The organism is Adhaeribacter sp. (genome assembly GCF_057359045.1).
Window position 1 is genome coordinate 45,099 of the sequence record NZ_JBMQUD010000068.1, and the last position, 16,790, is coordinate 61,888.

The window sequence follows — 16,790 nt, forward strand, 5'->3', positions numbered from 1 at the left end:
ACTTCATTTACTATTTCCTATTAATATCAGTTTAGAGAAAGTAAGGATTTAAATATGTATTCAATAATTTAAAAATATTGTACTAAGGAATGATTATTGCACGTATAAGTATATAAAAAGAAGTAAATACAAACCTTGGGTTTATTAATATACTTAGATATGCAAAAAATTAAATTAAATAAATTAATATATTTAATACCAATATTATTTTTGGTATTAACTGCTTTTGTAGCTCCTCCGGGAGATATAACAAAAAAGATTCAGGCTAACCTGCAAACCTGGCGCAGCCAGTATGCCCCCGAGAAAGTTTACGTGCAGCTCGATAAACCGTATTACGCACCGGGCCAGGATATTTGGCTGAAAGGTTACGTCTTGGATGCCGGTAGTTTGCGTCCTTCAGGTAAAAGCGGCATACTATACGTAGATTTACTTAACGCCCAAAACCAACCCGTAGAACGTTTAACCTTAAAAGCCGAAAATGGCCACGCTACCGGCGATATAGCTTTACCTACCGATTTACCGGCGGGCAATTACCGTTTAGTAGCTTACACCCAATGGATGCGCAACTTTGGTGAAGAGAATTTCTTTAGTCGGGAGTTAACTGTTCTGGGCTCCAATACTCCAGCCAACACGGCTACACTAAATACAAATAATATAGATTTGCAGTTTTTTCCCGAAGGAGGTGATTTGGTAGCTGGTTTAGATAGCCGGGTAGCTTTTAAAGCGATTGGTAGTAACGGAGCCAGTACTGCCATTAAAGGGGCTGTTTACGACGATCAAAATAGAAAAGTAGTAGATTTTGCCGTTCAACACTTGGGTATGGGTTCGTTTTTATTGCAGCCGGCGGCGGGAAAGAAGTATGTAGCCCGGATTAACAACCAAGCTGGCCAAACGCTGGAATTCTCTTTGCCAGCGGTTAAGACTACCGGTTATGTGTTGGCTATAGAGGAGAATGCCGACGCAGACAATATTTTGATTACTGTTACTGGCAACACTGGTAAGCCTGATGCATTGGTATTAACCGGTATTAGCCGCCAAAATTTACCTTTTGCCCAACAAATTAAAGTGCCAGCCGGTGAGCCTTACCGTGTTACTGTGGCTAAAAAAGATTTTCCGACCGGAATTGTGCAGTTTAATCTGGCCCGCACCAATGGCGAACCTTTGGCCGAAAGGTTGGTTTTTGTCGATCGGCAGGATGATTTGCAGTTAACCTTAGCCACTAATAAAAAAACGTATGCGGGCCGCGACCAGGTAACCCTGCGCTTAACGGCAAAAGATAATCAAGGCAAACCCGTTAGTACCGACTTTGCTTTGGCCATAACCGACGATGAATTGGTTAAACCTGCGCAAAATAGCCTTAACTTAAAAACGCATTTATTACTTACTTCTGACTTAAAAGGCCAGGTAGAGCAACCAGGTTATTATTTTGCGGAAAATACCCTGGCCAGAAAACAAGCCCTTACTAATTTATTACTTACCCAGGGCTGGCGCCGGTTTGGCTGGCAAGAGATTACAACTGGTAATTTCCCGGCTATCAAATACAACAACGAATTAGATCTAGCTATCCGGGGGCAGTTGGTAACCAACAAAGGAAAAGCAATCGCAGAAGGAGAAGCGCTATTATACCTGCAAGGCCAGCACCTAACTTTTATTACTACCGAAACCGACCAAGAGGGCCGATTTGCCTTCGAAGGTTTTGATTATACCGGCACTATAGATGTTGTAGTACAGGGTACCGATGCCCGTGGCCGCCGGGAAAACCTAAAAGTTAAAATGGCTGATAATACCTTTGTGCCGGCTTTACCGTCCTTTACTACACCCTGGACTTCCGGCTTAATGGCCAGCACCAGCCCCGATTTTTTAAAAGCCAGTTACCGGCAATTAGCAACGGCTGCGCAAACCGACCAGGCTTATACGTTACGGGGCGTTTTACTTAAAACAGTAGAAATAAAAGGAGAGAAAGATATGGTGCAGCCTTTTAAATTACACCAGCAAGCCGATGCCATAATTAGTGGCAATGCTTTACCAGTAGCACCCTCCGGCAATATTATTGAAAGTTTGCAGGGCCGCGTAGCTGGTTTGCAAGTGTACCGCTCGGGGCCTAATCAGTTCCGGGCCAGTATTCGGGGACAGCAGGAATCGCCGCTATATTTGCTGGATGGAATGCCGGTTTCGGAAGGTACCGTTGGTAGCATCAACCAGTTTGATATTAGCCGCGTCGAAATTTTGAAAAATGCGGCTAGTGCCAGTATTTACGGCGGCCAGGCTTCGGGCGGGGTTATTGCTTTATTTACCAAACGAGGCAACGAGGAGCCCGTAGAGGTGCGGCCCGGTACGTACATTATTACCCACCAGGCTAAAGGTTATAGCAAAGTGCGGGAGTTTTACAGTCCGCGCTATATAGCGCCTACTCCCAGCGCAACTGAACCTGATTTACGCACTACGCTGTACTGGAACCCGGCCGTTAAAACCAACGAACAAGGTGTTGCTGAAGTTACCTTTTATACCGCCGACCGCAATACTACTTACCGGGCAATTGCCGAAGGTATTTCGGCCGATGGTAAACCGGGCAGCGGAACCCTTACTTTTGGTGTAAACGGACCTAAGCGTAACCTGTAAAAATAATAAGTAAGTTAAAGCCGATTGTTAAACCAATAGCAGCTTTTCTTTTTTAACTCCAATAAAAAAGCACCGCTACTGGAAGCCGGTGCTTTTTTATTTTAAAGCAATATTTAGATAACACCCAATAGTGAAAAGAAGCTGCCGTATCTAAACCCGCCAGGTTTTAAAACCTGGCGGGTTAGCGCTTTGAACAAAATAGCTATGGAAGTTTATAAATACGATTTGGTATAACTTAACTATTTTTCGGGACAAATTTGCCGTAGTCCGGTACTGCAATTTTTTGGAATTCCTGAACCAATCGGTGCAGGCCCTGGGTTAGGGCTGCGCCTTCCATGTAAGTGCCGTGCCCCGGTACAACTAAATTGGGGTTTAAAGCTTCTAAACGTTTCACCGACTCGAACGCGGCAGCCCAATCGGTGGTTAAATAAACCGGCGGTCCGCAAACTTCTTCTTTCTGGATCAAGACTTTATACATCGAGTCTTGTTGTACAGTAATAAAAGCGTCCGCCGAAATTAACGTACGGTCCTGATCGCGGAACAAGGCTACTTGCCCCGGCGAATGGCCAGGTGTGGGTACCCAGCGCCAGTCCGGCAGAAAAGGAATGGACCCATCGGCAGGCAGCGGTTGTAAAGCCGGAGAAATATTGATGGGCTCGTGGGGGTAAATAGCCGAAATTTTAGCCAATAGTCCTCCTTCTACCGTAATGTCGGGTTCGGGGTAAGCTTGGGCTCCGGTTAAAAACGGAAACTCCAAAGGGTGAGCATAAACCGGTACCGGCCATTCTTCCAATATTCCAACCAAGCCGCCAACGTGGTCAAAATGGCCGTGGGTCAGAATAATGGCCGCTGGCCGACTGTTCTCCCCAAACCGGTTACGGCATACTGCCAGAATTTCTTTAGCTGACTTGGGCATGCCCGCATCTACTAACACCCAATTACCACTGGCCGGGTTACCAATTAATACAAAGTTTACAATTTGGTTTGTGTAATAATAAACATCGGGTCGCACTTCGCGGCCTTTACCGCTCGATACCGAGGTCATGGGAATAAATTTATCGTCTTTACTTTGGTGCATCTCTTCGGTCATAGTTGTGGAGTTTTATGAGTTTAAGAATATTTTAACGCCAAAGTATAGGAGGGGTTGCAACCCATAAGCCGGATTAGCCAGGTCTTGGCTTATAACACGAAAAGAAATAAAGAAGACGTGAATTGATTAAAAATAAATGCCAGTAGCAGTTTATGTTTGTTATCAGCATCAACTTTATTACCCGTTTAAAAAGCTAGCAATATTATAATTATCACAAGCTAATGGACCTAAAGTTAGTTACAGCTGTATTATTTGCTTCGGAACGCAAAATTTACTGCTTCTGATTATTTAAGTTCTTTTAAGATTTAATATTTCTAGGTTGATTATAGAAATTTAGCCGCATTATTAAGCATATATAAACTTGCTAAATCAGTACTAATATTCATTAGTATTGTTCTTAAGAACACACGATATCAATATTCCTTTTACCCTGATAAAAGCCTAAAGCCAAATACTCCCGCAAATCATTTAAAGAAACTTGTAACAATTGCCGGCAAAAAGCTTATACCGGAAAAACTTAGCTTATGTCGGGTAAATTATTAATGGGCCCAGTTTTGGGGTTTCGCGGAATTAAAGATGGCTGCTGGTGTACCTCGGCGCTGGTGGTACAACGCGATACACCGGAGCCGCCCCAGCTTACCTTCTCGGTTCTGGGCCATTCCTACACAGCTGCGAAAACTGTTCTGCTAAAAATTTTTAACGGGTATTATCTCTGGCGATTGGAGTGGTCGGTTAAACAAAATAATACGGAGCAAACAGTTAATTACACCGTAAATGGTGGCCAACCTTTCCAGTATGTAGTGCCGGCAACTAACCTGGCGCTGCGTATCAGTTATGGTTCCTGCTTTGGCGTACACAATTTGCAAGATGTAAACAAAGTTAAAAATAAAAATGCTCTCTGGAAAAACTTACAAAAGGTACACCAGCAGCATCCTTATCATCTTTTCTTTTTAGGCGGCGACCAAATTTACTCCGACTCTTTGTGGGAAAACGTACCGGCTCTGCGCCATTGGCTAAATATAAAGTTAAAGAAGCGGTTACCAATTTCTTTTACCGACGACATGCAGCGCCAGGTAGCACAATTTTATTTCGAATTGTACCTGCAAATGTGGCAGCAGAAACTACCGGCCGCCATTTTAAGCCAGATTCCGACGTTGATGATGTGGGACGACCACAATATTTTTGATGGCTGGGGATCTTATGAACCTGCACTGCAGAATAGTCCGGTGTTTAAAGGAATTTATAACATGGCACGGGAGCACTTCCGGTTGTTTCAGTTACAAGCCAAACACGACGACGACTTAGGTGAGGCAACTTTATTGGGTCACAAGGGTTTTAGCTATGCTTACCGCCTGGGCGATTTGGCGATTGTAGCCCTGGATTTACGTTCGGAGCGTACGCTGCAGCAGGTAATGAGCCCGGAAACCTGGCAGCGTTTAAAAACCTGGCTATACGGAGCACTAACCAAAAAAACTTTACCTGATAATAATGACCAATCGGCTTGCAAGCACTTGCTGGTTATGTCGGGCATACCCATTGTAAACGCCGATTTAACTTTACTCGAATCTTTTCTTGATTTTTGGCCGAACCGCCAACGAATGGAAGACGATTTAAAAGACCAGTGGCTCAGCCGCGCCCACCAGCACGAACGACTTAGCCTGATCCAAACTTTATTTAAGTTTATGCAAGAAACTGGCTGCCGGGTAACCCTGGTTTCCGGCGATGCGCACGTGGCTTTCAGGGGCTATTTACAAAACACAGCTACGCCAAATATACCTTCCGAAGCTAAAATTATTAATCAGCTTACTTCTTCGGCCATGGTTAACCTGCCGCCGCCGGCCTTAGTAGTGTATATGATGGAAAAATTATTAGCCGGGAAAACGGAAGTTTTAGATCCGGATATTACTGCTCGCTTATTAAATTTTCCGGGTACGGAGCGCCACATCTTGGGGGCACGTAACTGGCTTTCCTTAACCTTAAATAAACAATTTTGTATTGATGTAAAATGGTACGTAGAAGGAGCAGAGCAGCCCTTTGCCGATATTATTAATCCCATCAAACAAGCATCTGTTTAAAATGATTAATTCTGAAATAAGTAGTCAGTTTTAAAGTATAAGCTCTTATGAGTTTGCTATTAAGATATTTATATAAATAATTGATGTTACACAACAAATGAATCAGCTTAAACCCTCTCAACCATCATTCTTGAAGTAGAAGAGTGAACCCTAAAATTAAATTCTAATGCGCCAGCTGCGGAACATTAACTAATCAATAATGTAAGATATGTTTTGTCTGGTTAAGTAACTCAATCAATGCAGATAATCAAGGTTTTAGTCTAAGCTATTGGAACATTAATAGCGATAGGTTTGATAAAAATAACTTTAAATAAAGGTAATCTTAAACTAAAGGGTAGAAAATCCTATTATAAGCCATTTGTTTCTTTCACCAACAAATGGTATTATTTAATTATAAACTTTTAATACATTTTTAATGTTCTGAAACTTTAATGTAAACAAGGTTATTTTTTAGATTATTAATTATATTGCCTCCTAAAATTTAAACCTGGATTTTATTTTTTCTGTTTTTTTCAAAGTTTTCTTCTAATTTTCTACAGAATCACAAAATAATTTTGCTCATCACCACCTTATTTAAATCATGACACATAAAGAAAAAGAAAAAACAACGACTTCGCGTCGGGATTTTCTTAAAACCGGCGCCTTGGCTGCTGCCGGTAGTTTTTTTATTTTCCCGCGCCACGTATTGGGTAAAGGATTTATTGCCCCCAGCGATAAACTAAATATTGCCGGTGTAGGTATTGCGGGTAAAGGCTTTTCTGACGTAAATAATGCGTTTAACAACGGGGCCAACAACATTGTAGCCTTGTGCGATGTAGACTGGAACTTCGCCAAAGATCAGTTTGCCAAACACCCCAAAGCCAAGCCTTACAAAGATTTCCGGAAAATGCTGGAAAAAGAAAGGAAGCACATTGATGCCGTTACGGTATCTACCGCTGACCATACACACGCGGCCGTAGCTTTAGCCGCTATGCAGTTGGGCAAACACGTGTACGTGCAAAAACCTTTAACCCATAATATTTATGAAGCCCGCTTACTAACCGAAGCTGCCCGTAAATACAAAGTGGTGACCCAAATGGGCAACCAGGGCGCCTCTAACCCCACGCAAAAGCAAATGATGCAGTGGTTTAACGATGGCGTAATTGGCGATGTGCATACGGTACACGTATGGACCAACCGGCCGGTTTGGCCACAAGGTATTCCGGTACCGCAGCCAAGCGGCGTAGCGCCCGATACTTTAGACTGGGATTTATGGATTGGTCCGGCTACTAAAGTAGGTTATACTCCGGCTTACCACCCGTTTAAGTGGCGTGGCTGGTGGAACTTTGGTACCGGTGCCTTGGGAGATATGGGCTGTCACCTCATCGACCCGCCTTTCCGTGTATTGGGTTTAGGTTACCCCACCGAAGTAGAAGCTAGTGTTGGTTCAGTGTTCCTGAAAGACTGGACTCCCGAATATTTACCCGAAGGTGCACCGCCATCGTCGCACGTGCAGTTAAAATTTCCGGCTACCGCTAAAAATAAAACCCCGATTACCATGACCTGGTCTGATGGTGGTATTCGCGCGTTCCGGCCCGATATTATACCGGCCGATGCCCAGTTAAGCGAACCCGATGGAGCTAACGGGGTATTTATGATTGGTACCAAAGGAGTAATGAACTGCGGCACTTATGGCCTTAACCCAAAAGTATTTTTAAATAATGGGCAAGTTATAAACAGCACGCCGGTACCGGCTACGCCCAATGTGCCCGAATTCGGACATAATTTATCTTGGCAGGAAGCGTGTAAAGCCGGTTACAACAGTCCGCAGCACAAAGCGTTAACATCTTCGTTCGATTATGCCGGGCCGCTTACCGAAACGGTGCTCATGGGTAACCTGGCTATCCGGAGTTATACTTTGCGTAACCCAACTGCCGATGGTAAAGGCTTTACTTACCCTGGCCGTAAAAAGCTGTTGTGGGATGGTGCCAATACCCGCATTACCAATTTTGAAGAAGCCAACCAGTTTGTAAAACGTGAGTACCAAAATGGCTGGAAATTGGCTTAATTAGCCATTTGCAGAGATAGGAATATATAATCTTAGTATTTTAAGAATATTATAAGTTAATCTACATAAAAGAGCTCCGTTAAACTATGGAGCTTTTTTTATGCCCAAAAAGCGCTTATTTATTTTTAGGATAAACAATAATTAAGGTTAATTCCGTATTCGGGTCGGGTGTTAAGCCGTGCGAACTGCCAGGGCGGGTTAAAATAGCATCGCCGGGTTTAACCGCAAAAGATTTACCGTTCATTTTCATCTGGCCAGTGCCGCTCAGGATATAATATATTTCATCTTCTTTTTGCAAATGGTACCCAATAGAGGAGCCGGGTTTTAACACGCGTTTTTTAAAAGCAGTATAAAAATCCTTAACATCATCAAAAAAACTATAGCCTACGCTCGTGCCGCCGCCGGCATGCGGACCCGCTTGCTCTTTAACTACTTTTTTATCCTGTTCAAAAATATATTTACCCGTTTCGGTTTGCTGGGCGTGGGCATTGGTATTGGTAGCAATATTTAGTACTACAACCAAAAGAAGAAATACATAATATTTAAGCATACAGAAAGATAAATTTTTAGAAATTAAAATGCGATTATTTAAATTAATAAAAATAAACAGTGGATGAAATTTAAAACTTCTTACTTCTCTATTAAACAGTATAGGGTTTTATCTAAGAAGAAAATGTATTAATATTTACTTGGAAGTTATTTAGCGTTTTGGAAATAGCATGAACGTTTGCCCTTGCCGCGTGTTTTCACCGGCAAGTAGTTGAGAAAAAGCTAAATAATTGGCAGTGATAACACCACCAATGGCAGCGGTTAGTCTATTTAGGAAAACACGAAACAAGCTCTTTAACAGAAAAGGCGCTGTACACCCAGCGCCTTTATTTTTAATACTTCTGAATAAATTATAACCGCTACTTAAAGTCTAAAGCAAAATAAAGCTTATTTATACCTGTGAATAAATAATTGATTGCATAAATCCAAATATGTAATTATTACTTATATGAATTTTGTTTAAAATAAACATTAAACACCGAGCCTTTGCCTTCTTCGCTTTGTACCAAAATTTTATCGCCGGTATTATCTAATATTTTTTTAACGAGATATAACCCAATGCCTGAGCCTTCTACGTGAGTATGAGCCCGTTTAAACATGGTAAATATTTTGTTTATCTGATCTGCGGCAATGCCTAAGCCATTATCGGCAACGGAAATCAGGCAGGTTTTATTTGGTAATATTTGGGTATTAATAAGTACCTGCGGCGGCCTTGACGGGGCGGCGTATTTAATGGCGTTGGAAATAAGGTTAAATAATATACTGCGTAAGTTTTTGCGGGAATAATTCAGGCTTTTACAATCAACTTTCTGAATAATTACTTCGGCATGGCTGTTGGCGATAGGTTCTCTTAAGCTTTCTTTTATTTCATTAATCAAATCCAGAATATTTACATCTTCAGGACTGTCACTTTTCTGCTGTAGTTTGGTAATTTCGGTTAAATCGGTAATTACATTTTTAAGGGTATGCAAAGAGTTGGCCATTAAAGTCAGCACTTCTTCGTGCTGGTACACATTCTCACTTAAGTCTTCGCGCAAGGCCATTAACAAACCTTCTAAGTTAGCAATGGGGGCTTTTAAATCGTGCGAGGCAGTGTATACAAAATTATCCAGTTCGTTGTTTATGCTACTCAATTCCTGGTTTTTTTGCATAAGCTCTTCGTTGCGGCGGCGTTCGGTTAAGTCGCGGGTAACTTTGGCGTAGCCCAGCAGGCGTTTATCTGAATTAAAAACCGGCGAAATAACTACGTTAGCCCAAAAGGCGGTGCCGTCTTTGCGTATGCGCCAGCCTTCGTCTTCAAAGCGACCCTTTTCGAGCGCCTGGCTTAACTCAAACTGCGGAAAACCTTTCTGAATGGCTTCGCGCGAATAAAAAATTGAAAAATGTCGGCCAATAATTTCTTTGGGTTCATAGCCTTTTATGCGCTGCGCCCCACCGTTCCAGCTTACAATTAAACCGTCCGGGTTTAGCATTAAAATGGCGTAATCCTGCACACTGTTTATTAACAGCCGGGCTTTTTCATCGCTTTCTTTTAACTCTTCGTTTATCCGGTAAAGCTGTTCTTCCAGTTGTTTTTTTTCGGTCAGGTCGCGGGTGATTTTAGAATACCCAATTAGCTCGTTCCGGTGGTTTCTAATAGCCGTAATAACTACACTGGCCCAAAAAGCCGAGCCATCTTTGCGGTAGCGCCAACCTTCGTCTTCAAAGCGGCCGTCGGCTTTAGCCTTTCTTAATTCATATTCCGGGTAACCTTGTTTTATGGCGTCGCGGCTATAAAATTTAGAAAAGTATTTGCCTATGATTTCATGCGCTTCGTAGCCTTTAATTTTACGGGCTCCTTCGTTCCAGGTGGTTACATTGCCGGCCGGGTCTAACATAAAAATAGCGTAATCGCTTACCCCACTAACCAGGCGGCGGTAGCGCTCTTCACTATCTTTTAATTCTTCGTAAGCCTTAAACAAGTCATCTTCGGCTTTTTTTCTTTCCGATAAATCGCGGGTAATTTTGGTATAGCCCAGTAATCGTTTATTCTCATCCCAGAGTGGTGTTATAACTACATTGGCCCAAAACATAGTACCGTCTTTTCGTATGCGCCAGCCTTCGTCTTCGAAGCGGCCCAACTTGGTGGCTTCCTGTAGTTCATAAGCCGGATAATCAATGGCCTGGGCATCGGGGGTGTAAAATGTAGAAAAATGCCGGCCAATAATATCTTCGGCATCAAATTGTTTAATACGTTTAGCGCCGGCATTCCAGGTTGCTACATAACCATCCGGATCTAACAGAAAAATAGCATAGTCGGTAATATTTTCTACCAACAAACGGTAAATTTCATCATTGTTTTTCGAAAATGGTAAAGCGGTAATAACTAGGTCTGTGCCCATATAAAGTTAATTGAAGAAGTTGGTTTTACTGGTAATTAAATTGTAAAGGGAAGTAGTGGGGAATTTTCCCTAAGGTTAAAGAATACCAGCTTTAGCTAAGTCATGCGGGTAAATATTTTGAACAAGTTGTGCTAACCAGAAATAAATTAGATTAACCTGCTATTAAAAATATTGCATTGATAAACAATGCTGAATATTTTGAGTTTTGGGCTAAGCATTATGGCTTTGAATAAAACTTTTATGTTACGGATAAATAAGGTGAAAGGTTTTATTTAAAAGCTTGGCGACGCCTATGCCGATACTAAGTACGCTAGATTATATTGGATTAAGATACATTCATTCATAATTGGCGAATTATATTTAAATTATTTAATTTAAACTTTCTTATATCCACCAAATAATAAATCATGCAAAAAGATTACAACAAAAGCGCTTCTATTTCCCGGCGGCAGTTCATTGGTAAAGCAGCGGCCATTTCGGCTTTTCTGATTGTGCCCCGTTATGTATTGGGCGGTAAAGGCTACGTAGCCCCCAGCGACATGATAAACCTGGGATTTATTGGCACGGGTAGGCAAAGTAATGGTTTGCGGGGTAATTTTCTGAAAACCAATGAAGCCCAAATTGTAGCGGCTTGCGATGTTTACCAAAGTAAATTAGATAGTTTTACCAGCAAAGTAAATCAGTTCTATGCCGAAAAAGCCGGGCAGGAAAAGTACGAGAGTTGTAAAACTTACAATGATTTTCGGGAAGTTTTGGCTCGCCCTGATGTGGATGCAGTCGTAATTGTAACCCCCGATCACTGGCACGCAGTACAGGCGGTACGGGCAGCCGAAGCCGGTAAAGATATTTACTGCGAAAAACCGCTTTCGCTCTCCATAAAAGAAGGACGCGCTATGGTAAATGCTGCCCGTAAACACAACCGGGTTTTCCAGACGGGCAACATGCAGCGTTCCTGGAAAGAGTTCCGGCAGGCCGTAGAGTTAATCAGAAATGGATACATTGGCGATATACAAACGGTAAAAGTAAATGTGGGTGGGCCGCCGTTGCCGTATACATTAGGGGCCGAAACGGTACCGACCGGCGTAAACTGGGATATGTGGCTGGGGCCTAACGAATACAAACCTTTCCATAATTACCTGGCACCCGACCCCACGGCTACATTCTGGGCACGGTGGCGCGATTACAAAGGTTTTGGCGGCGGCGGCATGACCGATTGGGGCGCACACATGTTTGATATTGGGCAATGGGCTTTAGATATGGATAACAGCGGCCCGGTGGCCATTATTCCGCCCGACGGCAAAGAAATTAAATATTTAACTTACAAATACGCCAACGGCATTACCATGACCCACGAAGATTTTGGTAAAAATAATGCCATCCGGTTTATTGGTACTAAAGGCCAGATAGATGTACAACGCGGTAAATTAGTAACTACGCCCAGCACATTAGAAACCCAGGTTATTGGCCCCAACGAAAAGCATGTTTATTTAAGCGAAGATCATTATAAAAATTTTCTGCAAGCCATACGCACCCGCGAAAAACCAATCTGCGATGTAGAAGTTGGCCACCGCACGGCCACCGTATGTACCCTGGGCAATATTGCCTACGAACTAAAACGACCCTTAAAATGGAATCCGAAAAATGAAAAGTTTAAAGGCGATAAAGAAGCGAATGCCTTGCGTGGCCGCAATATGCGGGAGGAGTGGGCCATTAAAATTTAACTAAAAGAGGCGGTAACTACCGGTATTTTATCTGGGATGTTTTTACGTTATGGATTTGTAAATTTAAAATGATACCTCTTGCATTTAGATGCGGCGCTTGCTTACTGCATGAAAATATTCATCTCTTAATTAAGCAACACTTTTAGTAAAATATCTAAACTAAAGCTAAAGCACTATAGCTATTATTTTTGCCTTACTTACCCGTAAAAATATATATACATAATATTAAGGTATTTAGGTTTTTAAATATTATAATTAACAGAAAATCATCAACTAACCCTTAATAAACCCGATATGAATTGGTATTTAGCTGTATTAAAAAACTACGCTGGATTTAGTGGCCGTGCCAGACGCAAAGAATTCTGGATGTTTGTGCTGGTCAATTTTTTAATAACCATGATAATAGCTGTTCTCGATAATGTATTGGGTACTACTTTTGGGGGTATTGGCTACGGTTATATTTACGTGTTGTATAACTTATTTATAATTATACCCAGTATAGCGGTAACGGTAAGGCGGCTGCACGATGTAGGCAAAAGCGGATGGTTTTATTTTATAGTACTTATTCCGTTAGTAGGGGCAATCTGGTTGTTTGTTCTTTTGTGTACCGATAGCAACTACGGCGACAATCAATACGGATCTAACCCGAAAAACCTGGATAGCTACCATACCGATTTTGCTTAAAGTATAGTTTTGCCTTTTTGTGCAGAAATAAAAAAAATGAAGTATCCCCAATTTAAATTTGTTAGGGATAAAAAAGAAGAACCTCCAGTTTAAGTGGTAGCAATATCACTTAAACTGGAGGTTCTTCTTTGTCAGGACAAGCTAATATTGCAGGTTATGGTTAAGACGTTTTCCGGCTGGCCCGCATTTTTTCGCTACAGCTGTCATCTTTTCTGACGAGCTTTCTGCTGGAGCTCGATGAATTGCTTGATCAGCGGCTGATCAAACTTTCTTGGGACTGTGCCAAAGTATTCTGCGCCTCAGTCATCGAACAATATTGCATTATTCTACATTAGTATTTCTTTTAGAGTTTTTTAAGAGGAGCTCCTACCGGAATAGAGCAATCATGGCCTGGCTGACCATGGGCAGGATTGGTGCCGGCAGCAACCGAGCCTTGCGTGGGTACAGTAAGGGTTGGAGCCGGCAGCTTGGGCACGACCGGACCATTCGATTGAGCCTGGGGCGAGGAGTTTAACGGCGCACCTACCGCAATATCGCAACGGTGGTTAGGCATACCGTGAGCTGGGTTAAGCGCCACGGCTGTAGCCGGCGTACCAGATTGGCTTTGGGGGCTGGTAATTGGCACGGCGTTATTATTTCCCGAAGCATCTGGCATAGCCTGATTATTAGGCGTACCATTAACCGACGAATTGGGCAGCGTAGTAGTAGCATTGCTTTTTTTATCCGGCCCGCAACTGGCAAAGAAAGTAAAGACTGCTGCAAGTATTAAATATGAATAATTTTTCATGGATTTTACAATTTTTGTGTTTTGGTACCAAATACCTATTTTAACTAATTAGCTTAATAAAAAATTATATTAAACAAATTTAGGCAAAACCACAACATTACCCGTAAAATCAGTAATTATTAAATCGCTCATTTTTAATAGTTCTAATACTTCAATCCAATCAACGGCCGGTACAAATAGCAGGAAGGTAGATTTCTTATATAATTTAGGCCAGTTAGTTTCTGCTTAACTACTGCAATCTTCAACGCCTAAATTCCTTCATGAATCAAGTGCTTATTAAACCAGTAAACCCTAAACGCGTAAGCTTAATATAACCTAGCCTAAATTAGGTTTAACTAAATAAACAGCATTAGTTATGGAAGATAATAAAGAAAAAAGCCAGGATAGAAGCCAGGGTAAACAAAGTACTGCCGAAACGGATGTTACTTATAACCGCAATGCAGAAGATTTAAAAAATAGTGCTACTACCTCGCAAGGATATGCCACCTCCAGCAGCACCATTGGTTCGGGCGGCGGACCTACGGAGGAACGAACAGAAGATGCGCCAACTCCGGATTTTGAGAAATAATAAAATGGTTTGGCGCTAGCTAAGTACAGATTAAATTAATTTGGCCGGAAAAGGTTAACAAACTGACCACAGCCATTGGTGAGAATAATGGTTCAATTTTAAGAGGTGAACAGGTTCTAAAACTACGCCAAATAAAAAAGCCAGGCTCTAAAGTCTGGCTTTTTTATTTGGTGCTGATTAACCTCGATTAAACAACCAGGTAAGTTCTTTTAAGAAATGCTCGGCAGCCGAGGTTAGTTGGCCGGGTAGTAAGCGCCAACCCCAGTTGCCGGCGGCAGCACCCGGCGTATTAATGCGGGCTGTTTCGTCGAGGCCCAGTACATCTTGTAAAGGTAAAATTGCGGTTTTAGCTACCGATCCATAAGCTAACCGGCTGAGCACATAATGTACATTTTGCTCATTCACTTCCATGCCGGCGTATTGGTTTATTCGTTGGCGCATATCCTCATCGGCATCCTGGCGGTACCAGCCGCGGGTAGTGTTGTTGTCGTGGGTACCGGTATAAGCAATAAAGTTGGCACCGTAATTATGCGGCATATAATCCGATTCGGGCATATCTTCGCCAAAAGCAAAATGCAGTATTTTCATGCCGGGGAACCGGAACTCATCGCGCAAATCATAAACCGGTTCATCTATTTCGCCCAGGTCTTCGGCCACAAAAGCCAGTTCACCGAGCTCCTGCTGAATAACCTGGAAAAAATCGGCGCGCGGACCGGTTCGCCAAACCCCATTACGGGCGGTAGTTTCGCCGGCGGGTACATCCCAGTAATCGGCAAATGCCCGGAAATGATCTAAACGGAGTAAATCGAATAATTCCATATTTTTCCGGATACGATCTACCCACCAACGGTACTGCTGTTCTTTGAGCACATCCCACCGGAAAACTGGCATCCCCCATAATTGACCGTCTTCGCTAAAGAAATCGGGCGGTACGCCGGCTACTCCGGTCATGTTACCGGCTTCGTCGAGGCAGAAAATGTCCTGATGTGCCCAAACATCTACGGAGTCGTAACTGGTATAAAAAGGCATGTCGCCAAAAAGCCGGATGCGCCGGTTATTGCAATAAGTTTTTAGCTCGCGCCATTGCCGGGCGAACAAAAACTGCAGCCATTTGGTTTTCTCCAGTGCTTCCTGGTTTTCCAGACTAAATTGGGCCAGGGTATCAACATCTCGCAGTCTGAATTCATCGGCCCACTGGAACCAGGCCTTGTTTTCGAAATGCTGTTTTAATACTACGTACAATGAAAAATCATTTAACCAAGCAGCTTCTTGCCGGCAAAACTCGTCGAATTGTTGCTGCAAAGTGCCAAAAGAACCTTCCTTATACTTCTGCCAGGCCTGGGTAAATAATATTTCCTTTATTTCCCGGGCTTCTTCGTAATCGGCTTGGCCAGTATGCGGACGGTAATATTGCGGCAGATCTTTACCGCTAAGTAAGCCGTCTTTTACCAATAATTCAGGACTGATGAGCAACGTGTTGCCGGCCATGCTGGAAAAAGAACTGTAAGGCGAATGCCCTTGTCCGGCTTCGGTCGGGCTTAAAGGTAATAATTGCCAGTAACGCTGGTGGCTCCGGTGCAGAAAATCGGCAAACACTTTGGCTTCCGGACCGAGATCGCCAATGGCAAACGGCGACGGCAAAGAAGTAATGTGCAGCAATATACCGGCATTGCGTTCTTTTATAAATTGCTGTAATTGCAGAACGGCAAAAGGAAATCCCTTTAGAATTTCGTTTAAGCATAAACCTTTCTGACTTTTGCCTTTGATGCCTAATAGTAGATTCTCCCAGTCGGTGGTTACGTCTTTGGGCAATATTACTTTAGTGTCTTCCCAATCGGCATCTAGTTCTACGCGGCCTTGCTGGTGCACCACCCGGCTATAATGCAAAGGCACCACCACCACCACAAAATTTTCTTTTAAACGGCGGGCAAAAGCCAGCACATGATCTTTGTACTTACCTTCTACCGTTAAGGGAACATAATCACCTTCGGCAAAAAGATTTTTATTTTGCTGCCGCAGTTGCAACAATTTATGTACCAGCCACAGTTTAATGCGGGCATCGGCGCGGTTCTCCCAAAGCTCCTGAATAAACGTTTCCGGCTCTTGCGCTTCGCGGCTCTCTAGTTGGGTAAGCCACTCCTGGCGCTGCTCGTACGCTACGGCCCGCCGGTTATCGGGGTCTACCAAACTTAAATCCCACAGCTCGGTGCCCTGGTAAACATCGGGCACGCCCGGGCAGGTAAATTTTAATAATACCTGGGCCAAAGAA

At 42.9% G+C, this 16,790-nt stretch carries 11 protein-coding genes; 6 read left to right on the plus strand and 5 right to left on the minus strand.

What is annotated here, in order from left to right; translation table 11 throughout:
- Positions 1 to 159 precede the first annotated feature (159 nt).
- Positions 160 to 2,619 (plus strand): TonB-dependent receptor, encoded by a 2,460-nt coding sequence (locus tag ACO1R6_RS11325; protein ID WP_486264819.1) that lies wholly within the window; start codon positions 160 to 162, stop codon positions 2,617 to 2,619.
- Between the two features lie 235 nt (positions 2,620 to 2,854).
- Here ACO1R6_RS11325 and ACO1R6_RS11330 read toward each other — a convergent pair whose 3' ends face one another.
- On the minus strand, positions 2,855 to 3,709 hold the full coding sequence (locus ACO1R6_RS11330; RefSeq protein WP_486264820.1) for an MBL fold metallo-hydrolase: 855 nt from the start codon (positions 3,707 to 3,709) through the stop codon (positions 2,855 to 2,857).
- 524 nt (positions 3,710 to 4,233) lie between these two features.
- Here ACO1R6_RS11330 and ACO1R6_RS11335 point away from each other — a divergent pair.
- Complete coding sequence (locus ACO1R6_RS11335; RefSeq protein ID WP_486264822.1) at positions 4,234 to 5,784, plus strand: alkaline phosphatase D family protein; 1,551 nt, start codon at positions 4,234 to 4,236, stop codon at positions 5,782 to 5,784.
- 580 nt (positions 5,785 to 6,364) lie between these two features.
- Positions 6,365 to 7,831: a Gfo/Idh/MocA family protein gene (locus ACO1R6_RS11340; RefSeq protein WP_486264824.1), complete on the plus strand. Its 1,467-nt coding sequence runs from the start codon at positions 6,365 to 6,367 to the stop codon at positions 7,829 to 7,831.
- Between the two features lie 115 nt (positions 7,832 to 7,946).
- On the opposite strand, the gene ACO1R6_RS11345 is transcribed toward ACO1R6_RS11340, so the two are convergent.
- Positions 7,947 to 8,381 carry a cupin domain-containing protein gene (locus tag ACO1R6_RS11345; RefSeq protein ID WP_486264826.1) on the minus strand — a complete coding sequence of 145 codons (435 nt, stop codon included), beginning with the start codon at positions 8,379 to 8,381 and terminating at the stop codon, positions 7,947 to 7,949.
- Positions 8,382 to 8,820: 439 nt separating this feature from the next.
- Positions 8,821 to 10,761 carry a PAS domain-containing sensor histidine kinase gene (locus tag ACO1R6_RS11350; protein WP_486264827.1) on the minus strand — a complete coding sequence of 647 codons (1,941 nt, stop codon included), beginning with the start codon at positions 10,759 to 10,761 and terminating at the stop codon, positions 8,821 to 8,823.
- Positions 10,762 to 11,168: 407 nt separating this feature from the next.
- Here ACO1R6_RS11350 and ACO1R6_RS11355 point away from each other — a divergent pair, with 407 nt between their 5' ends.
- Positions 11,169 to 12,482, plus strand: coding sequence for a Gfo/Idh/MocA family protein (locus ACO1R6_RS11355; RefSeq protein WP_486264829.1), 1,314 nt, complete (start codon positions 11,169 to 11,171; stop codon positions 12,480 to 12,482).
- 294 nt (positions 12,483 to 12,776) lie between these two features.
- Positions 12,777 to 13,166, plus strand: coding sequence for a DUF805 domain-containing protein (locus ACO1R6_RS11360; protein WP_486264831.1), 390 nt, complete (start codon positions 12,777 to 12,779; stop codon positions 13,164 to 13,166).
- 343 nt (positions 13,167 to 13,509) lie between these two features.
- Here the strand turns inward: ACO1R6_RS11360 and ACO1R6_RS11365 are convergent, their stop codons facing one another.
- Positions 13,510 to 13,953 (minus strand): hypothetical protein, encoded by a 444-nt coding sequence (locus tag ACO1R6_RS11365; RefSeq protein WP_486264833.1) that lies wholly within the window; start codon positions 13,951 to 13,953, stop codon positions 13,510 to 13,512.
- A gap of 355 nt (positions 13,954 to 14,308) precedes the next feature.
- Between ACO1R6_RS11365 and ACO1R6_RS11370 the strand changes: the two genes are divergently transcribed.
- The gene (locus ACO1R6_RS11370) at positions 14,309 to 14,521 is read left to right on the plus strand and encodes a hypothetical protein (protein WP_486264835.1); all 213 of its coding nucleotides are present in this window, start codon (positions 14,309 to 14,311) and stop codon (positions 14,519 to 14,521) included.
- A gap of 177 nt (positions 14,522 to 14,698) precedes the next feature.
- Here the strand turns inward: ACO1R6_RS11370 and malQ are convergent.
- Positions 14,699 to 16,790, minus strand: a 2,092-nt coding sequence (gene malQ / locus ACO1R6_RS11375) for a 4-alpha-glucanotransferase (RefSeq protein WP_486264836.1), incomplete at its 5' end; no start/stop codon positions are given.

Bases quoted from the DNA above. Each gene is read 5' to 3' on its own strand.
- ACO1R6_RS11325 (WP_486264819.1), top strand. From the start codon at position 160: ATGCAAAAAATTAAATTAAATAAATTAATATATTTAATACCAATATTA.
- ACO1R6_RS11330 (WP_486264820.1), bottom strand. From the start codon at position 3,709: ATGACCGAAGAGATGCACCAAAGTAAAGACGATAAATTTATTCCCATG.
- ACO1R6_RS11335 (WP_486264822.1), top strand. From the start codon at position 4,234: ATGTCGGGTAAATTATTAATGGGCCCAGTTTTGGGGTTTCGCGGAATT.
- ACO1R6_RS11340 (WP_486264824.1), top strand. From the start codon at position 6,365: ATGACACATAAAGAAAAAGAAAAAACAACGACTTCGCGTCGGGATTTT.
- ACO1R6_RS11345 (WP_486264826.1), bottom strand. From the start codon at position 8,381: ATGCTTAAATATTATGTATTTCTTCTTTTGGTTGTAGTACTAAATATT.
- ACO1R6_RS11350 (WP_486264827.1), bottom strand. From the start codon at position 10,761: ATGGGCACAGACCTAGTTATTACCGCTTTACCATTTTCGAAAAACAAT.
- ACO1R6_RS11355 (WP_486264829.1), top strand. From the start codon at position 11,169: ATGCAAAAAGATTACAACAAAAGCGCTTCTATTTCCCGGCGGCAGTTC.
- ACO1R6_RS11360 (WP_486264831.1), top strand. From the start codon at position 12,777: ATGAATTGGTATTTAGCTGTATTAAAAAACTACGCTGGATTTAGTGGC.
- ACO1R6_RS11365 (WP_486264833.1), bottom strand. From the start codon at position 13,953: ATGAAAAATTATTCATATTTAATACTTGCAGCAGTCTTTACTTTCTTT.
- ACO1R6_RS11370 (WP_486264835.1), top strand. From the start codon at position 14,309: ATGGAAGATAATAAAGAAAAAAGCCAGGATAGAAGCCAGGGTAAACAA.